The 21,744-nt window shown below is 66.6% G+C and carries 14 protein-coding genes; 11 read left to right on the top strand and 3 right to left on the bottom strand.

The annotated features are described in order from the left end of the window. The first annotated feature begins 17 nt into the window (after positions 1-17). The 7 genes from AC07S4_RS26215 to AC07S4_RS26245 all read left to right on the top strand — a co-directional run bounded on the left by AC07S4_RS26215 (position 18) and on the right by AC07S4_RS26245 (position 11,453). Positions 18-1,151, top strand: coding sequence for a sugar ABC transporter permease (locus tag AC07S4_RS26215; RefSeq protein WP_494989397.1), 1,134 nt, complete (start codon positions 18-20; stop codon positions 1,149-1,151). Between the two features lie 25 nt (positions 1,152-1,176). Then, positions 1,177-3,564: a glycoside hydrolase family 3 N-terminal domain-containing protein gene (locus AC07S4_RS26220; protein WP_494989398.1), complete on the top strand. Its 2,388-nt coding sequence runs from the start codon at positions 1,177-1,179 to the stop codon at positions 3,562-3,564. 94 nt (positions 3,565-3,658) lie between these two features. Beyond that, complete coding sequence (locus tag AC07S4_RS26225; RefSeq protein WP_494989399.1) at positions 3,659-5,221, top strand: hypothetical protein; 1,563 nt, start codon at positions 3,659-3,661, stop codon at positions 5,219-5,221. A gap of 138 nt (positions 5,222-5,359) precedes the next feature. Beyond that, a complete protein-coding gene (locus tag AC07S4_RS26230) occupies positions 5,360-6,100 on the top strand; it encodes a substrate-binding periplasmic protein (RefSeq protein WP_494989400.1) in 741 nt (246 codons plus the stop codon). A gap of 78 nt (positions 6,101-6,178) precedes the next feature. Beyond that, the gene (locus AC07S4_RS26235; protein WP_161074101.1) at positions 6,179-7,321 is read left to right on the top strand and encodes a branched-chain amino acid ABC transporter substrate-binding protein; all 1,143 of its coding nucleotides are present in this window, start codon (positions 6,179-6,181) and stop codon (positions 7,319-7,321) included. A 139-nt stretch (positions 7,322-7,460) separates the two neighbouring features. Next, entirely contained in the window at positions 7,461-8,621 is a 1,161-nt protein-coding gene (locus AC07S4_RS26240) for a zinc-dependent alcohol dehydrogenase (protein ID WP_494989401.1), read from the top strand. A gap of 108 nt (positions 8,622-8,729) precedes the next feature. Further along, a complete protein-coding gene (locus AC07S4_RS26245; protein WP_494989402.1) occupies positions 8,730-11,453 on the top strand; it encodes a TonB-dependent receptor in 2,724 nt (907 codons plus the stop codon). Between the two features lie 24 nt (positions 11,454-11,477). Here the strand turns inward: AC07S4_RS26245 and AC07S4_RS26250 are convergent, their stop codons facing one another. From AC07S4_RS26250 to AC07S4_RS26260, 3 genes are read right to left on the bottom strand one after another with little or no spacing between them, the layout of a single operon-like run. Further along, entirely contained in the window at positions 11,478-12,719 is a 1,242-nt protein-coding gene (locus tag AC07S4_RS26250; protein WP_494989403.1) for a DUF3472 domain-containing protein, read from the bottom strand. A gap of 10 nt (positions 12,720-12,729) precedes the next feature. Next, on the bottom strand, positions 12,730-14,088 hold the full coding sequence (locus AC07S4_RS26255; RefSeq protein ID WP_494989404.1) for a Gfo/Idh/MocA family protein: 1,359 nt from the start codon (positions 14,086-14,088) through the stop codon (positions 12,730-12,732). Between the two features lie 19 nt (positions 14,089-14,107). Next, a complete protein-coding gene (locus tag AC07S4_RS26260) occupies positions 14,108-17,122 on the bottom strand; it encodes a TonB-dependent receptor (protein ID WP_494989405.1) in 3,015 nt (1,004 codons plus the stop codon). Positions 17,123-17,464: 342 nt separating this feature from the next. On the opposite strand from AC07S4_RS26260, the gene AC07S4_RS26265 reads away from it, so the two are divergent. Genes AC07S4_RS26265 through AC07S4_RS26280 form a run of 4 tightly spaced genes read left to right on the top strand, consistent with a single transcriptional unit; the run spans position 17,465 to position 21,743 of the window. After that, positions 17,465-18,634 (top strand): SIS domain-containing protein, encoded by a 1,170-nt coding sequence (locus tag AC07S4_RS26265; protein WP_494989406.1) that lies wholly within the window; start codon positions 17,465-17,467, stop codon positions 18,632-18,634. Continuing rightward, positions 18,621-19,586: an ROK family protein gene (locus AC07S4_RS26270; RefSeq protein WP_494989407.1), complete on the top strand. Its 966-nt coding sequence runs from the start codon at positions 18,621-18,623 to the stop codon at positions 19,584-19,586. The genes AC07S4_RS26265 and AC07S4_RS26270 overlap by 14 nt, the downstream gene beginning before the upstream one ends. 5 nt (positions 19,587-19,591) lie before the next feature. Further along, on the top strand, positions 19,592-20,941 hold the full coding sequence (locus AC07S4_RS26275) for a D-tagatose-bisphosphate aldolase, class II, non-catalytic subunit (RefSeq protein ID WP_494989408.1): 1,350 nt from the start codon (positions 19,592-19,594) through the stop codon (positions 20,939-20,941). Positions 20,942-20,975: 34 nt separating this feature from the next. After that, positions 20,976-21,743, top strand: a complete 768-nt coding sequence (locus tag AC07S4_RS26280) for a DeoR family transcriptional regulator (RefSeq protein WP_494989409.1) — start codon at positions 20,976-20,978, stop codon at positions 21,741-21,743. Position 21,744 lies beyond the last annotated feature (1 nt).

The following is a 21,744-nucleotide window of genomic DNA, read 5'->3' on the forward strand; positions in this document are numbered from 1 at the left end:
GACAGACAACAATTGTTATGAACATCAAAAAACTATTCACGCAGTACAAAATGCTGGCCCTGCTGATCGCCATTGCGCTGATCTGGGGCTTCTTCAGCATGAAGACCGACGGCGGCTTCATCTCGCCGCGCAACCTGTCCAACCTGATGCGCCAGATGGCCATTACCGGCGTCGTCGCCTGCGGCATGTCGCTGGTGATCATCGCCGGCGAAATCGACCTGTCGGTCGGCTCCCTGCTCGGCCTCCTCGGCGGCGTGGCCGCCGTGCTGGACGTCACGCACCACCTGCCGCTGCCGCTCAACCTGCTGCTGGTGCTGGGCTTCGGCCTGCTGGTCGGCCTGTTCAACGGCTACCTGACGGCCTACCTGAGCATCCCCTCCTTCATCGTGGGCCTGGGCGGCATGCTGGCCTATCGCGGCATCGTGCTGGGCGTGACCGGCGGCACCACCGTGGCGCCGGTGTCGGACGACCTGGTCTACCTGGGCCAGGGCTATCTGCCGCCGCAGCTGGGCATCCTGCTCGGCCTCGCGCTGTTCGCCATCGCCGTGGCGCTCACCTGGCAGCAGCGCCGCAGCCGCGCCGGGCACGGCCTGGAAACCGCGCCGCTGTGGCGCGACGGCCTGAAAGTGGCCGCCATCGGCGCCATCGTGGCCGCCTTCGTGGTCACGCTCAATTCCTACGAAGGCATTCCGCTGCCGGTGCTGCTGCTGCTCGCGCTGCTGGGCATCTTCACCTATATGACCACGCAGACCGTGTTCGGCCGCCGCATCTACGCCGTGGGCAGCAATATGGAAGCGACGCGCCTGTCCGGCATCAACGTCAAGTCCATCAAGCTCTGGATCTTCGGCATCATGGGCCTGATGTGCGCGCTGGCCGGCGTCATCAACACGGCGCGCCTGGCGGCGGGCTCGCCTTCGGCCGGCACCTCGGGCGAACTGGATGCGATCGCGGCCTGCTTCATCGGCGGCACCTCCATGCGCGGCGGCTCCGGCACCGTGTACGGCGCGCTGATCGGCGCGCTGGTGATGGCCAGCCTCGATAACGGCATGTCCATGCTGGACGTGGACACCTACTGGCAGATGATCGTCAAGGGCTTCATCCTCACGCTGGCCGTGTGGATAGACGTGAGCACGCGCTCGGCCAAGCGTTAAAAGACACTACAACGGAGACAACGCAATGAGCAAAAACCGCAGGCAGTTCCTGTCCACCGCAGGAAGCCTGGCGGGTCTGGCCGCCCTTCCCGCGCCCATGGCCTTCGCCGCAGCAGTCCCGCCGTACAAGAATCCCGCCGCGCCGGTGGCCAGGCGCGTGCAGGACCTGCTGGCGCGCATGACGCTGGAGGAGAAAATCGAGCAGATGCAGTGCATCTGGCAGGACAAGAAGAACATCGAGGACGGCCAGGGCAATTTCTCGCCCGAGCAGGCCAGCCGCAACTACCCGCACGGCATCGGCATGCTGGGCCGCCCATCGGACCGCGTGGGCCAGGCCAAGAAGGCCGTGGCGGCGGGCGACGACGGCCGCCGCATCAACCGCAACGCGCTGGAAACGGCCACCTATGTGAACGCGGCGCAGAAATGGGCGATGGAGCAGACCCGCCTCGGCATCCCCATGTTCACGCACGAGGAAGCGCTGCACGGCTACGCCGCGCGCGACGCCACCAGCTTCCCGCAGTCGATAGCGCTGGCTTCCTCCTTCGATCCGGACATGGTGCGCAAGGTGTTCGCCGTGGCGGCGCGCGAAATGCGCGCGCGCGGCTCCAACTTCGCGCTGGCGCCGGTGGTGGACGTGGCGCGCGAACCGCGCTGGGGCCGCATCGAGGAAACCTACGGCGAAGACCCGCACCTGTGCGGCGAAATGGGCAAGGCCGCCGTGCTGGGCTTCCAGGGCGAAGGCAAGCAGCTGGCCAGGGACAAGGTCTACACCACCCTCAAGCACATGACCGGCCACGGCCAGCCGGAAAGCGGCACCAATATCGGCCCGGCCGAAATCACCGAGCGCACGCTGCGCGAGGAATTCTTCCCGCCGTTCGAGAAGCTGGTGAAGGAAACCAATGTGGCGGCCATCATGCCGTCGTATAACGAGATCGGCGGCGTGCCCTCGCACGCCAACCGCTGGCTGCTGAACCAGGTGGCGCGCGTGGAGTGGGGCTTCAAGGGCGTGATGGTGTCCGACTACCTGGGCATCAAGGAACTCATCACCCGCCACAAGCTGGCCGCCACGCCGAAGGAAGCGGCGCTGCGCGCCATCAAGGCCGGGGTGGACATTGAAACGCCGGACGGCTACGGCTACAAGGAACTGGCCGCGCTGGTGCAGGAAAAGCGCGTCTCCGTGGCGGAAATCGACGCCATCGTGGCCCGCATCCTGGAGCTGAAGTTCCAGGCCGGCCTGTTTGAAAATCCATATGCGGACGCGAAAGCGGCCGACAGCCTGACCGCCACGCCGGACGCGGTGGCGCTGGCGCGCGAAACGGCCTGCCGCTCGGCGGTGCTGCTGAAGAACGACAAGGGCGTGCTGCCGCTGGACCCGAAAAAAGTGGGCAAGCTGCTGCTGCTCGGCACCCACGCCAAGGACACGCCCATAGGCGGCTACTCGGACGTGCCGCGCCACGTGGTCTCCATCTACGAAGGCCTGAAGGCCGAGAGCGAGAAGCACGGCTTCGAGCTGGCCTACGCCGAGGCCGTGCGCATCACCGAGAGCCGCGTATGGGGCGCGGACGAAATCGTGTTCACGCCCAAGGAAAAGAACGCGCGCCTGATCGCCGAGGCGCTGGCGGCGGCCAAGACCGCCGACACCATCGTGATGGTCCTGGGCGACAACGAGCAGACCAGCCGCGAGGCCTGGGCCGACACCCACCTGGGCGACCGCGAAACACTGGACATGCTGGGCCAGCAGAACGAACTGGCGCAAGCCATTTTCGACCTGGGCAAGCCCACCGTGGTGTTCCTGCTGAACGGCCGCCCGCTGTCGGTCAACCTGCTGGCCGAGCGCGCGCCGGCGCTGATCGAGGGCTGGTACCTGGGCCAGGAAACCGGCCACGCGGCGGCGGACCTGCTGTTCGGCCGCGCCAACCCGGGCGGCAAGCTGCCGGTGTCCATCGCGCGCAGCGTGGGCCAGCTGCCCATCTTCTACAACCACAAGCCGTCCGCGCGGCGCGGCTATATCGACGGTTCCACCAAGCCGCTGTATCCCTTCGGCTTTGGCCTCAGCTACACCACTTTCGCGATTTCCGAACCGCGCCTGGCCAAAGCCAGCATCCGCGCGGGCGAGTCCACCCAGGTGCTGGTGGAGGTGCGCAACACCGGCGCCGTGCAGGGCGACGAGGTGGTGCAGATCTACATCCGCGACGATATCAGTTCCGTCACGCGGCCGGTGCTCGAGCTGAAGGCCTTCAAGCGCGTGACGCTGGCGCCGGGCGAGGCGAAAACGCTGAGCTTCGACATCAAGCCGTCCGACCTGTGGTTCTTCAATATGGACATGAAGCGCGTGGTTGAGCCGGGATCGTTCACCATCCACGCGGGACCGAACAGCGTGGAGCTGAAGTCCGTGAAACTGATGGTGAGCTGAAGCAAGCCGCCCTTGTGTTCGCCAGCCCACAGACGGCGGCGGCGCAAGGGCGCATCCTCGCGGGACTGTCCCTGACATCCCGCAAGGTGAAGCCATGCTGCCCCCGATTTCCAACGCCGACAATACCGCCGCCATTTCCCCCGTCCTGCCCATCAGTTCCGCGCCTGAAGCCAGCGCGGCGGAAGCCGTCGCGGCGAATGTTCAGCCCCTGGCTGCCACCGTCGAGTTTTCCGACCTGGGGCAATTCCTGTCGACAGTGGCGCTGTCGCGCCGGCAATTGCTTGAGCTGCAAGGCGCGCGTGACGAAGCATTGCCCGGCGAGGCGCAACTGGCGCTGCTCAACGACGCGGCCGAGGCGATACGGCAGTCCTTCAACCAGTTGCCGCCGGTTTCCAGCAGCCTGACGCCCTTGCTGGAAGATGAAAACGGCGCCTCCACGCTGGCCCAACGCCTGGCGGACAGCCTGAGGCAGCAAGGCGCGGCAGCGCTCCCCACTACGCCTTTCAGCGCCACGACGCTGGCATCCATCGGCGTGACGCTGGATCCGCTGGCGCCCGAGTCCATCAGCGAATCGCTGAACGTGAACCAACAGGTGCTGGAGGCAGCCTTCCAGCTGGACCGCAACGGCACCCTGAAGCTGCTGACGCAGACGAGCGAGCAGTTCAACACGGTGGGCGCCACGCTGGCGCGCCAGATTACGGCGGCGGCGCAGGCGGCCCAGCAAGCGGCGCAGGCCACGCAGAGCGCGCAAGCTGCGCTGGCCACTTCGGCGTCCGCAGCGCTTCAGGCGGAAACCGCCTTCTCCCAGCTCCAGATCAACGATCAGGCTTTGCGGGACGCCATCAGCGTCAGCGCTCCAGCACTCACGCCGGCCGAGCAGTTGCGCCAGCAGCAGCTTGAGGTGGCGCGGAGGGTAATCGCCGAGCAGGCCGGCAACGTCCTGGAAGAAACCCAGGCCGATCGCCTTGCCGCCAACCGCGCTGCCGAGGCACGCCAGCTGGCCAGCACCCGCGAGCAGGACCAGGCCGCCAGCGCACTGGCAGACCGTATGGAAGACGAACGGCTGGCGGCGCAGCGCCAGGATGCGGCGACCGCCCGTGCCATCCTCGCGGACCGGCTTGATACGCAGCGCGTCCCGGCTCAGGAGCAGCCAGCCCAGTCGGAGGAGATTGACGCAATCCAGGCTGCGGAGGAACGCGCCGCCGGCCTCCGTTCCGCGCAAGCCGCCGCCGAGCAACGCGCGGTTGAGCAGCGCGCAGCGGCCCGCCAAGCGGAAAGCCAGCGTATCGCGGAACAGGACGAGGCGCGCCGCGTTGCAAAGCAAGACGAAGCCCGCAGCATCGCCGCCCGCCAGACGGAAACCCAGCGCATCACCGAGCAGGAAGAAGCACGGCGGGTCACCGCCCAGGACGAGGCGCAGCGCCTTGCCCACGCGCGCGAAGCCAGCGGCAACCCTGTTCCGAATGCCGCCGATCCCGCCCTCGCTGCAGCCATCGCGGCATACAATTCCGCCAACATCGCCGCCGCAGCCGGGGCCCGCGCGCCCATACCTGCACCAGCCGCCGACCGTGTCCGCCCCGCCGCGCCAGTGACGGCAGTCACCCCTGTACAGCCAGCCGACAGCGGTGGCGGCGACACCACAAGGACCACGCGCTGACCAGCCACTCCGCGTCGCAAAGCTGCACCTGCCCGCCGATTTCTGCAATAATCAGCCGTCGACGGACCACAAGAGCCTCCTGGCATGCCGAATTTCAGCAAGCGTACCTTTCTGCTAAGCTGCTCACTTGCTTGCTTCATGCCAGTTACCAACGCCATGGCGGACCCCGCCGCGCGCCCCGCGCCGCAAATCGTCACGCTGCTGCTGGGCGACACGCTGGACCTGGCCGGCCGGCAGCAGCCCCTCAAGCCCTGGCGCCGCAAGCTGTTCAGCTACCTGGAGCAGGAACTGAACATCAGCTTCGACATCAAAGCCTACCCCTGGCCGCGCGCCGAGCGCCACGCGCGCGACGGCGACGGCCTGATTTTCGCCCTGCCCAAGAGCGCCGACCGCCTGCGCGAACTGCGCTATTCCGACCCGGCCTCCAGCAACACGCTCTGGCTGGTGACGCGCAGCGACGCCGTCTTCCCCTTCCGCGGCATGGCCGACCTGCGCGGCAAAACCATAGGCGCGGTGCGCGGCTACACCTATAGCGACGACTTCGAAATCGCCCGCCACAACAAGCTGTTCAAGGTGGACGAGGACATCGCCTCGCGCGCCACGCGCCTGCAGCGCCTGCTGCTGAAACGGGTGGACGCGCTGCTGCTCTACCAGCCTTCCGGCGAAAGCCCGGCGGAAATCGAGTCCGCGCTGGCGCAGTTCATCCAGCCCTATTTGAAGGAACTGGCGCTGCCGCCCGGCGTACGCCTGGCGGTGCTGCCCAAGCCCGTGCAGGTGGAAAACGGCATGCATTTCGCCATCGCCCGCAACCGCGACGACGGCCTGATCGACCGCATCAACGCCGCCCTGGCGCGCCAGCGCAAGCTCGCGCAGCACTGAAGCTGCACCAAGTTTCAGTTGCCCTGCCCTGCCCACTTGGCGATAATGCACGCGCATATCGACCCACAAGGAGACACAATGAATTTGCAATTGACCACGGGCGCACTGGCCCTGCTGGGCGCCATCAGCGCCATCGGCACCATGAGCACCGCAGCGGCGCAAGACGCCATCGTCAAGATCGGCCACAGCGGCCCGCTGTCCGGCCCGCAGGCCTTTTCCGGCAAGGACAATGAAAACGGCGCCCGCCTGGCAGTGGAGGAGCTGAACGCCAAGCCCATCACCGTGGCTGGCAAAAAGATCAAGTTCGAACTGCAGTCCGAGGACGACCAGGGCGACCCGAAAGCGGGCGTGCAGGTGGCGCAGAAGTTCATCGACAGCGGCGTGAAGTACGTGGTCGGCCCCTACAACTCCGGCGTGGCCATCCCCGCCTCGCGCGCCTACAACGACGCCGGCGTGATCTTCTCCACCGTGGCCACCAATCCGAAAATCACGCAGCAGGGCTACAAAGGCCTGTACCGCGTGAACGCCAGCGACACCCAGCTCGGCTCGAAAATGGCCATGTACGCCGCGCAGGAACTCAAGTTCAAGACCGTGGCCGTGATCGACGACCGCACCGCCTTCGGCCAGGGCGTGGCTGAAGAGTTCAAGAAGCAGGCCAAGGCCTCCGGCATGACCGTGGCCGGGCACGAATTCACCACCGACAAGGCCTTCGACTTCACCGCCATCCTGACCAAGCTGAAGCCGAAGAAAGTGGACGCCATCTTCTTCGGCGGCTACGCGCCGCAGGGCGCCCCGATGGCGCGCCAGATGAAACAGCTGGGCATCACCGCCAAGCTGCTGGGCGGCGACACCATCTGCACCGCTGAAATGGGCAAGCTGGGCGGCGACGCCGTGGCCGACAACGTGCTGTGCTCGCAGGGCGGCGCCATCCTGGACAAGGCCGCCAGCGGCCCGCAGTTCAAGGCCGCGTTCAAGAAGCGCTACAACCGCGACGCCGACGTCTACGCCGCCTCCTACTACGACGCCACCATGATGTACGCGCAGGCCATGCAGAAGGCGAACTCGCTCGACCCGGCCAAGGTGGGCGCGGTGATCTCGTCCGGCTCCTACAAGGGCGTGGCCGGCACCTACGCCTTCGACGCCAAGGGCGACATGAAGGAATCGCCGGTGACCATCTTCACCTTCAAGAACGGCCAGCCGACGCCGATCAGCAGTTACTGAAAGTTGGCGGGTTACGCGCCTGCGGCGCTAACCCGCCAAGCACGGTCAGACCAATCCTACCTTTCGTTCAGCAAAACACCGCTGCCGCGCCGCCCCCGGCGCGGCTAAGCTAAAAGCCTCACCCGTCCAGGAGGCTTCCATGCGCGCACTTGTCTACCACTCCGCCCACGACGTCAAAGTCGACACCGTCCCCGACCCCATCATCCAGGAAGCGGACGACATCATCCTGCAAATCACCGCCACCGCCATCTGCGGTTCCGACCTGCACCTCTACCGCGGCAAGGTGCCCGGCATGAAGGAAGGCGACATCATGGGCCACGAATTCATGGGCCTGGTGGTGGACGCCGGCCCCGGCGTGACCGCGCTGCGCAAAGGCGACCGCGTAGTGGTGCCCTTCGTGATCGCCTGCGGCAGCTGCTTCTTCTGCGATATGCACTTGTACTCGGCCTGCGAAACCACCAACCCCGACCGGGGCGCCATCATGAACAAGAAGTCCCTGCGGCCCGGCGCGGCGCTGTTCGGCTTCAGCCACCTGTACGGCGGCGTGCCCGGCGGCCAGGCGGAATATGTGCGCGTGCCCAAGGCCAATGTCGGCCCCATCAAAATCCCCGACACGCTGGCCGACGAGAAGGTGCTGTTCCTCAGCGACATCCTGCCCACCGGCTACCAGGCGGTGCTGAACGCCGGCGTCACGCAGGGCTCGACGGTGGCCATCTACGGCGCCGGACCGGTGGGCCAGATGGCGGCCGCCTGCGCGCGCATGCTGGGCGCCGAGCGCATCTTCATGGTGGACCACCATCCCTACCGGCTGGAATTCGCGCGCGCCACCTACGGCGTGATTCCGCTCAATTTCGACGAGGTGGACCCCGCCGAAGCCATCATCGAAAGCACCAGCTTCCGGGGCGTGGACGCGGTGATCGACGCGGTCGGCTTCGAAGCCAAGGGCAGCGCGCTGGAAACCGCGCTCACCAACCTGAAGCTGGAAGGCAGCAGCGGCAGCGCGCTGCGCCAGTGCATCGCCGCTGTGCGGCGCGGCGGCACCGTCAGCGTGCCGGGCGTGTATTCCGGCTTTATCCACGGCTTCCTGTTCGGCGACATTTTCGAAAAAGGCATAGCCGTGCGCGCCGGCCAGACCCACGTGCAGCAGCACATGCCGGAACTGCTGCGCTTCATCGACGAGGGCAAGCTCTACCCCGAAGCCATCATTTCGCACCGCCTGCGGCTGGACCAGGCGGCCGAAGGCTACCGCATGTTCGACAAGAAGGAGGACAATTGCCGCAAGGTCGTGCTGCGGCCATAACGCCGGCCCGGCGGTCATTTCAACAACACCTGGGCGCGCAGCTGATCTGCTTTACTTGTGTATTAAGAAGAACTAGCCAACAATGGCAAAAATACATGGGGAGAGCAGATGAACACCAAGCTGAAAACAGCCGCCCGCGCGGTCCGCACCACCTTGCTGGCCGGCGCGGCCATTGCCGCCTCGGCGGCCGCCTTGCCCGCGCTGGCGCAGCAGGTGCCCATGGCCACGGTGGAGATCACCGGTTCGGCCATCAAGCGCGTGGAGGCGGAAACCTCGCTGCCGGTGCAGATCATTACGCGCGCCGAGATTGAAAAGGCCGGCGTCACCACCGCCGCCGAGCTGATGACGCGCATCGCCGCCAACAGCGGCGGCCTGACCGACGGCGCCAGCATCAACGTGGGCGGCGACCAGCGCGGCTTCAACAGCGCCAACCTGCGCGGCATCGGCACCTCGTCCACGCTGGTGCTGCTGAACGGCCGCCGCATGGCCAACTTCGCCTCCCCCGGCGACGACAGCGGCGTGGACCTGAACAACATTCCGGCCGCTGCCCTGCAGCGCGTGGAAGTGCTGCTCGACGGCGCCTCCTCGCTGTACGGCACCGACGCCATCGGCGGCGTGATCAACTTCATCACCCGCAAGGACTTCCAGGGCCTGGAGCTGAACGCCTACGTGCTCGGCACGCGCGAAGGCGGCGCCGGCAAGCGCACCGCCAGCATCGCCGCCGGCACCGGCGACATCACGCGCGACGGCTACAACGTGTTCGCGGTGCTGGACTACCAGCGCACCGGCGCGCTCAGCACCTCGCAGCGCAGCTTTATACCGGAACTGCAGATCGAGCAGCGCCTGGGCCACTTGCTGTCCAGCTTCACCAGCCCGGCCAATATCCGCCTGACCTCCGCCCAGCGCGACCACTTGCAGGACATCGGCTTCAAGATCAACGGCAAGCCCATTACCAACCGCCAGATCAACCTGTCGGTGCCGGGCTGCGCGCCGCCGGCCAACGTCTACCTGCCGGCCGGCACCGGCGGCGTGGACGCCTGCACCTACAACTACATGGGCGACACCGAGCTGTTTCCCAAGTCCGAAAAAGCCAGTGTGCTGAGCCGGGGCGTGCTGCGCCTGGACGGCGGCCACCAGCTCTACGCCGAAGCCTCGCTGAGCCGCGCCAAGACGCACTACGTGGGCTCGTCCGCGCGCGTGACCGGCTATATCGATTACCGCAAGGTGCCGCAACTGGCCAACACCGGCCTGGACCAGCTGGACGACGACATTCCTGGCGAGCTGGAACTGCGCATGCGCCTGAACGAGGCGGGCCAGCGCACCAGCGAACTGACCAGCGACGGCGTGCGCTTCGTGGCCGGCGTCACCGGCGTGCTGGGCGGCTGGGACTACGACGTGGCGCTGAACCACAGCGTGAACACCGTGAAGGACAAGGACACGCACGGCTATGTGCTCTACAACGAACTGCTGGAAGGCATAGCGGACGGCCGCATCAACCCCTTCGGCCCATCCAGCCCGGCCGGCGTGGCGCTGCTCAACAGCATCCAGGTGAACGACGACGTGCGCCATGCGCGCGGCACCATGGACTCGGTGGACTTCAAGTTCTCGCGCGCGCTGATGCCCATGGCCGGCGGCGACCTGGCGCTGGCCATCGGCGGCGAAGCGCGGCGCGAGCGCACCGACTTCACGCCCTCGGCCCTGCTCCTGAGCGACAACATCAACAACGACGCGGCGCCCGAAGGCGGCAAGCCCACCAGCGACAAGCGCAATATCGCCGGCGTGTACGGCGAACTGCTGCTGCCGTTCGCCAAGCAGTGGGAAGCCCAGCTGTCCGGCCGCTACGACCATTACCAGGTGGTGGGCGGCGCGGCCAGTCCCAAGGTCGGCGTGAGCTACCGCCCCACGTCCGCGCTGCTGCTGCGCGCCTCGGCCGGACGCGGCTTCCGCGCGCCGTCCATGACGGACCTGTTCCGTCCCACCGTCTACAGCCAGACCGCCACCCTGCCCGATCCGGCCTACTGCGCCACGGTGGACAACAACTATTCCGACTGCGCCGACAACTGGGACACGCGCCGCTACAGCAACACCAAGCTGAAGCCCGAGCGCAGCCGCCAGCTCTCGCTGGGCGCGGCCTTCGCGCCCAGCCGCAACCTGAATGTGACGCTGGACTACTGGAACATCAAGCGCACGGACCTGATCAGCGAGATCGGCGACGACATCATCCTGGGCAACCTGGAAAAGTACGGCAAGCTGGTGCACCGCGACGAGGACGGCCTGATCGACTATATCGAACTGCGCAAGGAGAACCGCGGCGCGCAGCTGGCCAAGGGGCTGGATCTGGCCATCAACCTGAGCGGTGTGAACACGGCGGTGGGACGCTTCGGCGGGCGCCTGAACGGCACCTATGTGCTGACGTCCAAAATCCAGAACAGCCCGGGCGACGCCTATGTGAGCAATCTGAACAAGTTCGTGACCGACAGCGTGGTGCAGCGCTGGCGGCACACGGTGTCGTTCGACTGGGACCAGGGGCCGCTGTCGGCCAGCCTGTCCAACACCTTCTACAGCGGTTATGATGACCAGAACTCGGCCATCAATATCGACGACGGCAGCGTGGTGGCGGCCAACAAGGTGAAGGCGTATTCGCTGTGGGACATGTCGGCGGCCTATGCGGCGACGTCGTCGCTCAAGCTGCGCGTGGGGGTGCAGAATATGTTCGACAAGAGCCCGCCGTATTCCAACCAGGCCTACTTCTTCATCTCCGGCTACGACCCGAGCTACACCGACCCGCGCGGCCGGCGCTTCTACGCCAACGCGAGCTACGCGTTCCGCTGACAGTTTGGGGGGTTAAGGCACAAATCAATGCGGCAGCGCGCCCACATCCACAACGGGCGCCTGTCCTGTGGCGGGCCGCGTAAAGCCCTGGTTCACCGGCACATAATCGCCGAAGAATCCCCCATTGCGCAGATAAAACCGGCCGTCCTCCAGCCCGCCCGCATAATCCATGCGCTGCCCTGCGCGCACCGTTGCGTCTCCGGTGAAGCGCCCGGCTGTCACCTCCGTCCAGGCGCCGGACGCATTGCGCGCCCACTGGTTCCCGAACTGGACCCGCCGCTCCAGGTAGCCCCTGGTGTCGATGAAGTTCTCCAGGAATGAATACACCCCGGTCAGATACGTGCTGATATTCGGCCGCTTCCACGTCGCCATATAGCGCCAGCTGCCCGCCTCCGGCGCAAAGAACCAGGCCGAATAATCCGTCCCGCCCGCGCCGTCCGGATGCGCGCGCGTGAGTAACTTGTAGGTATTCCCCGCCACCCAGTTGTACGCCAGGTAGGCCTGCCCGCCCTCGCCCTCGCCTCCAAAGTCCTGGGCCACCACGCCTGCGCCCTTGCTTACCAGCTTGGTCAGCGCGCCATTGTCCGCGTTCCACACCGAGAACAGCATCCAGCGCTCGGTGTTCGACTTGACCTGCATGCCGAAATAGCCCTGGCCAAAACCGTTCGCCATGTAATAGGAGCCGATGGCGTCCTGCCCCGCAGGCACCGTCACCTCGTTGTAGAAATACTCGGTCCCGGCCGGCACGGTATAGCCCATATGCACGGACGGCCCGCGCCGCGACCAGTAATAGTTGGCCGCGTCGTCCGCGTAGCTCACCTTCGCCGCGCTGTCGACCTTGAGCGCAGCCACGTCGCCGTAGCTGCCGCCGTCCTTGCTCACGCCTTGCAGGTCCACCCGCACATAGCCCGGCGCGGCCACGTCCACCGTGCCCACCGCGTAGGTCTTGCCGGCGGCGCCGGCCAGCTTCACATTGAACGGCTTGCCGTTGACGGTGGCGCGCACCGTGCTGCCTCCGCCGCCGGCCAGCCTGGCGTCCATCGCCACCGTCACCGGACCTGCGCCGGCAACGCGGAACCAGACGCTGGCCACCGTGGCCGCGCTGGTCCAGTTGGCCAGGCCGCCTTCGTTGATGACGGCGCCGGCGCCGCTGCGGGTGATGAAGCCGTTGCCCGCCAGCGCCACCGTCACCGGGGCGCCGTGCGCGCCGCAGCCATTCAGCAGCAGCCACGCGCCGCATAAGAACATCAAGCTGCGCTGCTTCATTCAGCCCCTCTCAAAGAGCGAAGATCGGCTTGCGCGTGCGCCACTGGCCGTTGGTGAAGTCCGGGAAGTCCAGCGTCTGGAAATTCTGCGCGATGGACTGCTCGGACAGCGGCGTGATGGCGCTCCACGTCACCGCGTCGTAGATATCGATCGGCATCGGCGCCTCCGCCTTCAGCGCCTCGATGAAGGCATGGATCACGAAGAAGTCCATGCCGCCATGGCCCGCGCCTTCCGCGCGCGAGGCGTACTTGCGCCACAGCGGATGGTCGTACTTGTCCTGGTAGGCCTGGAAGTCCTCCCACTGGTGCGGCTTGCTCTTGCCTTCGATATGGATGGAATGGTTCAGGTCCATCCACAGCCCGTCCGTGCCCTGCACGCGGAAGCCCAGCGAGTAAGGGCGCGGCAGCGAGGTGTCGTGCTGCAGCAAAATGGTTTCGCCGTTCTCGCACGCCAGCGTGGTGGTGACCACGTCGCCCAGCTTGAACTCGGTCTTCGCGCTTGGATGCTGCGCGCCGCCCGGCTGCTTGGCGATGTAGTCGTGCAGGCCGCGCGCCTTGGTGGCGAAGGCGTTGATGCGCGTGAAGCGGTTGCCCCGGTTGATGTTGGTGTACATGGCGCACGGGCCGATGCCGTGGCTGGGATACAGCTCGCCGTTGCGGCGCACCGAGTGCTCCGTGCGCCAGCGCGCTTCGGACCAGCCCTTGGCGCCGTATTCCAGGCCGCTGCCGTAAGGCTTGGCCGGATCGCCGTTGTTGAACTTCACGGCGCGCAGGTCGTGCTGGTAGCCGCCCTGCAGGTGCACCAGCTCGCCGAACAGGCCGGAGCGCACCATCTGCAGCACCGCCATCACGTCGCGGCGGAAGCACACGTTCTCCAGCAGCATATACGGCGTGCCGGACTTGAGCTGCGCGTTGAGCACGTCCCAATGGTCTTGCAGCGTTACGCCGGCCACCACTTCGCAGCCCACCGGCACCTTGGCCTGCATGGCCTCGATGGACATCTGCGCATGCCATTCCCACGGCGTGGCGATGATGACGGCGTCCAGCTTGCCGCCCTTGACCTTGGCGCCGTCCAGCAGGCGGCGGTAGGCGTGCTTGTCGCCGTCTTCGCCAAAGGTGGCGGGACGCGGCTTGCCGAACTTCTCCACCTGCGCCAGCGCCTTGCCCAGCATGATGGGTTCGATGTCGCACAGCGCAGCCACTTCCACGTCGTCGCGGCGCAGCAGTTCCTGCAGCAGCACCTGGCCGCGCATGCCGGTGCCTATCATGCCGACGCGCACGCGTTCGCGGCTCGCGCCGAAGGCGCTTGGCGCCAGCAGCGCGCTGCCCAGCAGCGCTGCGCCGGCGGTCAGGAAGTCTCGTCGTTTCATTTGATTCATGCTGATCCTTTTAGAATGCGTATTCCGCAGTCAGCCGCACCGAACGCGGCGCGGTCCGGGCGGTGACTTGCAGGTAGTTGCTGGAGATTTGGCCGCCGTCTTCACGTGTTTCGTTATAACGGGTAGGGATGCGGCGGTCAAACAGATTGAACACGTCCGCCTTCAGGCTCAGGCCCTTGGCGAAACGCGGCAGGTAGACCAGGTTCAGGTCCACCATGGTCTGCCACGGCATGCGGCCCTGGCTGCCGCGCGGCGTTGGCTTGCCCTGGCAATAGAAGTAGGCAGCGCCGTAGTCGTTACCGAAGTGCAGCGCGGCAGGCAGCTCGCCGATGCAGTTGCGCGGAGAGCCGGACAGCAGCGACAGATTGGCGCCCACGTTGAACTCCGGCGTGGCCTGCACAAAGCCGTAGGCCTTGATGGCGTGGCGGTGGTCGCCCGGCAGGTAGCCGTAGGCGTTGTACATCAGCTCCTTGTGGTCGTCGCTGACGGTCAGGCCCACGTCGCCGCCGCCGTTGGTGTCGGTCTGGCCTTCCATATTGCCCTTCAGCTTGGACAGCGTGTAGGTTACCTTGCCGTACCAGCCATTGCTGAGCGGATGCTGCAGCGACAGGTGCAGCGCGCGGTAGGTGCGGTCCGGCCGCGGATTGCCCCACTCGGCCGCCGTAATGTCCACGCGGCGCAGTCCTTTGCCGTCGGCGAAGTCGATCATCAGGTTGCCGTCGCGGCCGGGGTTGATGATGGCGCACTGGAAGCCGCCCCAGTGCGAGGTGTCCACCTTGTTGCGCGCAGCCCAGGCGTCGATAGGACGCTGGTCGCAGGTGTCGTCGTTGGTGTCGTTCAGGCGGCGGTACTGCACGCTGGCGCCGGCCACCCACTGCTGGCTGAAAGCGCGCTCGAAGCCCATGGTGATTTCATCCTGCGACAGCGGCTTGAGGCCGATGGCGGTCACTTCGCGCGCGTCGCGGCTCTGGCCGTAGGCGTTGTTGGCCGAGTACGGCTTGCCGATGGCGTGCAGGCCGGTGGGCGCGCCGGTGGCCTGCTCCACGCCGGTGTAGGTGAAGAATTCGCTGGTGGAGGTGAACGGCGCGGCCATGTTCGACGACAGGTTGGACGGCACCGGCAGGTGGTAGCGGCCCGCGTTCAGCGAGAACTTGAGCGAACTGTCGCCGTGGTAGTCCCAGGTCGCGCCCAGGCGCGGCGCGATCATGCTGCGCTGGGAGATGAAGGCGTCGCCGGTGCTGGTGTAGTTGGTGAACTGCTCGCGGCGCAGGCCCAGGTCCAGCAGCACCCTGTCGGTCACCTGGTAGTGGTCCTGGATGTATTGCGCCGACTGCTCGCTGGTGGGGCGCGCCAGGTTGCTGTAGTAGTCGCGGCTCACGTAGTAGCCCTGCAGGCCGTAGCCGCCGCCCTGCGCCGGGGTTTCGGTGGCGCCGTTGATGGCACGGTTAGGATCGCTGGCTTTGCGGTAGGTCCAGCGGTAGCCGCCGGCCAGCATGAAGCCGACCACGGATTCCACGTCGATGCGGTCCACGCCGCCGCGCAGCGAGTGGTTGCCCAGCTTGTATTCCACGTCGAAGCGCTTGGCGGTCTGGCTGTCTCCCGACGAAGGGTCCACCAGGTTGCCTTTGACTTGCTGCGGCGTGGGGTAGGTCAGGCCCGGCACCTGCACCGTGACGCTGGTGGAAATCTGCGGCAGCGTGGGATCGTAGCCGCCCGGCGTGCGGCTATGGCTGTTGCCCGACTTGCCGTACAGCGCGGTGACGGTCAGGTTGTCGGTGAGGTAGCCGGTGTACTTGAAGATGTTGATATTGGCGCCCGGCGCAGCGGCCGCGCCACAGCAGTTGCGCGTGGATTCGCCCGCGTTGCCGGGCACATTGTCATGCTCCATGGTGGCATAGCTGTAGCCGTAGGCGCGGCTGCTGCTGACGGTGCGGTCATACAGCTTGGTGAACTCGAGGTGATGGTTCTCGGTCAGGTTGTAATCGATCTTGGCCAGGTAGCGGTCCACTTGCGATTCGCTGGTGCTCCAGCCGTTCTTCATCGCTTCCGCCGAGCCGTCGGTGGCGACGGCGACGGAACCGGAATTGCTCTTGGTGCGCTCCAGCCCCACGAAGGCGAACAGCGTGTTCCTGATCAGCGGGCCGCCGCCGTACAGACCCAGCACCTTGCTGGTGCTGGTGTTGTCGCCGTTGCGGATCTGCAGCTTGCCGTCGGTTTCCGGGTGCAGGGCGGTGTCCGGATAATAGCCGTCGGCCGACTTGCCCCTCAGGCGGCCCGGTATGATGGCCAGCTTGCCGCCGAATTCAAACTTGTTGCCGCCGCTCTTGGTGGTGATATTCACCACGCCGCCGGTGGAGCGTCCGAACTCCGAACCGTAGCCGCCGGACAGCACCTGCATATTCGATATGGCGCCGAACGGCAGTTCGGATGCGCCCACCTGGGTGAGGATGTTCGTGATCGGGAAGCCGTTCAGATAGAAGGCGTTCTCGGACTGGCCGCCGCCGCCGATCTGCGGGGCGCTGCCGTACTGGCTGTTGGTGCCGCGCGATACGCCCGGCGTCAGCTGCACCACGGAGGCCACGTCGCTCGCCACGGGCAGCGCCTTCAGCTCCTTCGCGGTGAAGACCACGCCGTTATTCGTGTTCGATACGTCGATGGGATTGCGGCTGGCGCGCACCACCACGGTGGCGGCGTTGTCCGCATCGCCGAAGTTCGCTTCCGCGCCGCTGCCTATCACCGCTTCCACTTCCTGCGACGCCGACACCGCGCCGCTGCGCAGCACGCGCGCAGCGTAGCGGCCCGGCGGCATGGAATTGGCCACGTAGCGGCCGGCCGCGTCGGGCGTCAGCGTGCGCTTGACGCCGGTGTCCAGGTTTTCCAGCACCACCGTGGCGCCGGCGGGAGATTTCACTTCACCGAAAATGGTGGTGGTGGCGTTGGACTGAGCCCAGGCCGGCGCCGATCCGCCTACGGCCAGCGCCAGCAAAACCGCTGCGGCCCCATCCTTCAGCTTAAAACGGTGCAATATGTCTCGTTGCGGATGCATGCTGTTCTCTCCCTTGGTGACTTTGTTGTATGCAGCTAATCGAAAGATTTTTCTGTTTCTTGTGAAGCCACTCTAGGAACAAAAACAAGCAAGGTCAACAAAAAGAAAGAATAAATGAGAATTTTCGTCAAAATATCTTTCACATTACGAATTTAACGCGTTTAAAACTTTCGATTTTGTAGTAAAAGATCCACATTGCACTGCGGAACGGGGCGAAATAAAGTCAAATCGCGCTATCGCAACTTTCTTTTTATCTTTCGAGTTTGACAGAACGAAAATTAAACCTTACCATTTCCATGACTTCAACCTGAAAAACTTTCGATGACTACCCTACTCCAGCGTGCCAGCCAAGACTGGCGTGACATCGGCGGCCTCGACACCGCCGAAGAAATCGCCCACCAGCCAGCCATGTGGCGCGAACTGGCCGCCGGCCTGGCTGCCGAGCAGGCGCGCGTGGCGGCCTTCCTCGGCGCCTGCCTGAGCGATCCGCGCCAGCGCGTGATCCTCACCGGCGCGGGCAGCTCGGCCTATGCGGGAGAAATCATTGCGGACGAACTGAACGCCGCCTGGTCTGCGCAAGTGCGCGCCGTGGCCACCACCACGCTGCTCACCCACCCCGAGCTGTATCTGGAAGCGGACGCGCCCACGCTGCTGGTCTCCTTCGCCCGCAGCGGCAACAGCCCGGAAAGCACGGCGGCCGTGAGCCTGCTGCGCGGCCTGGTGCCCGGCGCGCGCTTCCTCAACATCACCTGCAACGCCGCCGGCGAGCTGGCGCGGCAAGGCGCGCACGACGCCGCCACCTGCAATCTGCTGATGCCCGCCGCGAGCTGCGACCGCGGCTTCGCCATGACCAGCAGCTTCACCTGCATGATGCTGGCCGCCTTGTCCGTGCTGGGCCGCGAGCCGCAGCTCGAGCGGCTGGAGCAATTGGCAGCGCTGGCAGAACAGGCGCTGCAAGCATGGGCGGCGCCGGTGGCCGCGCTGGGTGCGCAGCCGGTGTCGCGCGTGGTCTACCTGGGCAGCGGCCCGCTGGAGGCGCTGGCGAAGGAAGCGGCGCTGAAGATATTGGAACTGACCGGCGGCCGCGTGCTGGCTGTCGCCAACAGCCCGCTCGGCTTCCGCCACGGCCCGAAAGCCATGCTGGACGCTGAGACGCTGGTGGTGCTGTTCCGCAGCGCCAAGCCCCTGGCGCGCAAATACGAACACGACCTGCTGCTTGAATTACGCCGCGACCAGGTGGCGGGCCGCTGCCTGACCGTGGGCTTCAGCGCGGATGGGGACGAAGCCACCGATATCGCCCTGCCCACGCAGCAGTCCTCCGCCGCGCCCATGACCGATGCCTGGCTGGCGCCCCTGTGGCTGCTGATGGCGCAGCAGTACGCGCTGCACCAGTCCGCGCTGCTGCAGCTGCGGCCGGACAATCCGTTCACCGGCGGCACGGTCAACCGCGTTGTGCAGGGCGTTACCATTTACCGCCATGACCAATTCTGAACCCGGGGACCGCATGGGCTACCACGGCATAGACATAGGCGGCAGCAAGATCGAGCTGGTGGCCTACACCGACGACGGCGGCGGCCTGGCCGAAGTCCACCGCGAACGCATCGCCACGCCCGGCACCGACTTCGACGCCTTCGTGCAGGCCGTGGTGGCGCTGGTGGAGCGCGGCGACGCGGCACTGGGCCAGCGCGCGCCGGCGGGCCTGGGCCTGCCCGGCATTATCGACAACGCCACCGGCCGCCAGCTCAGCTCCAACGTGCCTGCGCTGAACGGACGCCTGGTGGTGTCCGCGCTGCAGGAGGCCTTGCAGCGCCCCATCGCCATCGGCAACGACTGCCAGTGCTTCGCTTTGTCCGAAGCGCAGGGCGGCGCGGCGCAAGGCCTGCCCAGCATGTTCGGCGCCATCATCGGCACCGGCGCGGGCGGCGGCTACTGCGTGGAGGGCCGCCTGCTGCGCGGGCTGAACGGCATCGCCGGCGAATGGGGCCACTGGCCCGTGCCCGCAGCGCTGCTGATCCAGCACGCCATCCCCATACTCGACTGCCCTTGCGGCCGCAGCGGCTGCGCGGAGCGCTACGTGTCCGGCCCCGGCATGAGCAAGCTGCACGCGCACTTCGGCGGCGCAGGAGATGCGCCGCTCGCCATCGCCGCGCGCGCCCAGGCCGGCGACAAGACCGCCGAGCAAACCCTGGCCGTGCATCTCGACCTGCTGGGCCACGCGCTCGCCACGCTGGTGATTACGCTGGACCCGCACGCCATCGTGCTGGGCGGCGGCCTCTCGCAGCTGGCCCACCTGTACGACCGCCTGCCGGGCGCCATGCGCCGCCACCTGTTCAACGGCGTGCAGGCGCCGCCCATCCTGCCGCCCCGCTTCGGCGACGCCGGCGGCGCGCGCGGCGCGGCCCTGCTGGCCAGGCAAATGTTCGACCAACCAAGGACTGCGTGAGTACCATGACCATGATTGCATCCCCCATCCAGAACGTTGTGGCCGCCCACCGGCGCGGCGAGGCCGCTGGGCTGTACAGCGTGTGCTGCAGCCACCCGCTGGTGCTGCGCGCGGCGATGAAGGTGGCGTCTTCCTACGGCACGATGCTGCTGGTGGAAGCGACCTCCAACCAGGTGGACCAGTTCGGCGGCTACACCGGAATGACGCCCGCCGTTTTCCATGGCTACGTGATGGAGATGGCGCGCGAAGAAGGCTTCCCGCTGGAGATGCTGGTGCTGGGCGGCGACCATCTCGGCCCCAACGCCTGGCAGCACCTGGACGCAAACACCGCTATGCGGAACGCGGACACGCTGATCGCCGCCTACGCGGCGGCAGGCTTCCACAAGATCCACCTCGATTGCAGCATGCGCTGCGCCGACGACCCGGCGGTGCTCAGCGACGAAACCATCGCCGCGCGCTCGGTGCGCCTGGCCCTGGTGGCCGAAGCGGCGGCCGAACAGGCGGGCCTGCCGCCGCCGGTGTATGTGATCGGCACCGAAGTACCGATTCCCGGCGGCGAAGCGGAACTCGCCAAGGCCGGCGCCGTCACCTCGCCCGCTGCTGCGGCGCGCACGCTGGAAGTGCACCGCAAAGCCTTCCTGGACGCCGGCCTGAACGCCGCCTGGCGCCGCGTGGTGGCCATGGTGGTGCAGCCCGGCGTGGACTTCGACCATAGCCATATCCAGCACTACGACGCCGCGCAGGCCGCCGAGCTGTCCGCCTTTGTGGCCGGCCAGCCCGGCCTGGTGTTCGAAGCCCACTCCACCGACTACCAGCGCGAAAGCGCGCTGCACGGCATGGTGCGCGACCACTTCGCCATCCTCAAGGTCGGCCCGGCCGCCACCTTCGCGCTGCGCGAAGCCATGCTGTCGCTGTGCCGCATCGAGGAAGAACTGGTGCCCGCAGGGCAGTGCTCGCGCCTGATGCAGGTGCTGGACGAGGTGATGCTGGCGCAGCCGCGCCACTGGGCCAAGCACTACCCGGGCAGCAGCGCCGAGCAGCGCCTGCTGCGCCGCTACGGCCTGAGCGACCGTTGCCGCTACTACTGGGGCGAAGCGCCGGTGGTGGCCGCCGCCGCAACGCTGTTCGCCAACCTGGACGCGCGCGCAATTCCGCTGTCGCTGCTCAGCCAGCACCTGCCGGAGCAGTACTTGGAAGTGCTGCAAGGGCAGCTGGCCACCAGCGCCGGCGCGCTGGTGCAGCACAAGATCGGCCGCCTGCTGGCGCAATACGCGCGCGCCTGCAACCGCAATGAGGCCGACGCAGCGGACGCCCCGGCCGCCGCTGCCTCCACCACCGCCGCATCGATCTGTTAAGCTCGACGTTTTTCAAAGTCGACCCAACGCCATCATGCGAAATACCAGCCAACGCCGCGCATCCATCCTGCAAATGCTGACCCAACAAGGCTCCGTCCAGGTGACGCCGCTGGTGGAGCAGTTCGGCGTATCGGCCGTCACCATCCGCAGCGACCTGACGGCGCTCGAAAACCAGGGCGTGGCCACGCGCAGCCACGGCGGCGCCATCCTCACCCGCACGCCGGTGACCGAGCAGACCATCCACCAGAAAGATGCGCTGAACCAGCAGCAGAAGGACCGCATCGGCGCGCTGGCCGCCACGCTGGTGCAGCCGGGCGAGAACATCATCATCGACTCCGGCACCACCACCATTTCGCTTGCGCGCCATCTGCGCGAGGCGCAGGACGTGACGGTGCTGACGAATGGCCTGAACATCGCCTGGGAACTGGCCGACGCGCCGGGCGTGGACCTGATCATGACCGGCGGCCTGCTGCGCAAGCAGTCGCTGTCCATCCAGGGCGCGCAGGCCGAAGCCTGCCTGCAGGCCTACAGCTTCGACAAGCTCTTCCTCGGCGTGGACGGCTTCGACCTGCAGTTCGGCGTGACCACCCACCACGAAGCGGAAGCGAGCCTGAACCAGAAAATGGTGGAGCGCGCGAAAAAAATCATCGTCCTCACGGACGCCTCCAAGTTTGGGCGCGTCAGCCTGCACCGCATCGTGCAGCTGAACCGCGTCCACACCGTCATCACCGACGCCAGCATCAGCCCGGAATACAGCCAGGGGCTGCGCGAGCTGGGCGTCGAATTACTCATAGCGGAATAGA

The sequence above is a fragment of the Pseudoduganella sp. GW821-FHT05F09 genome (assembly GCF_059419605.1).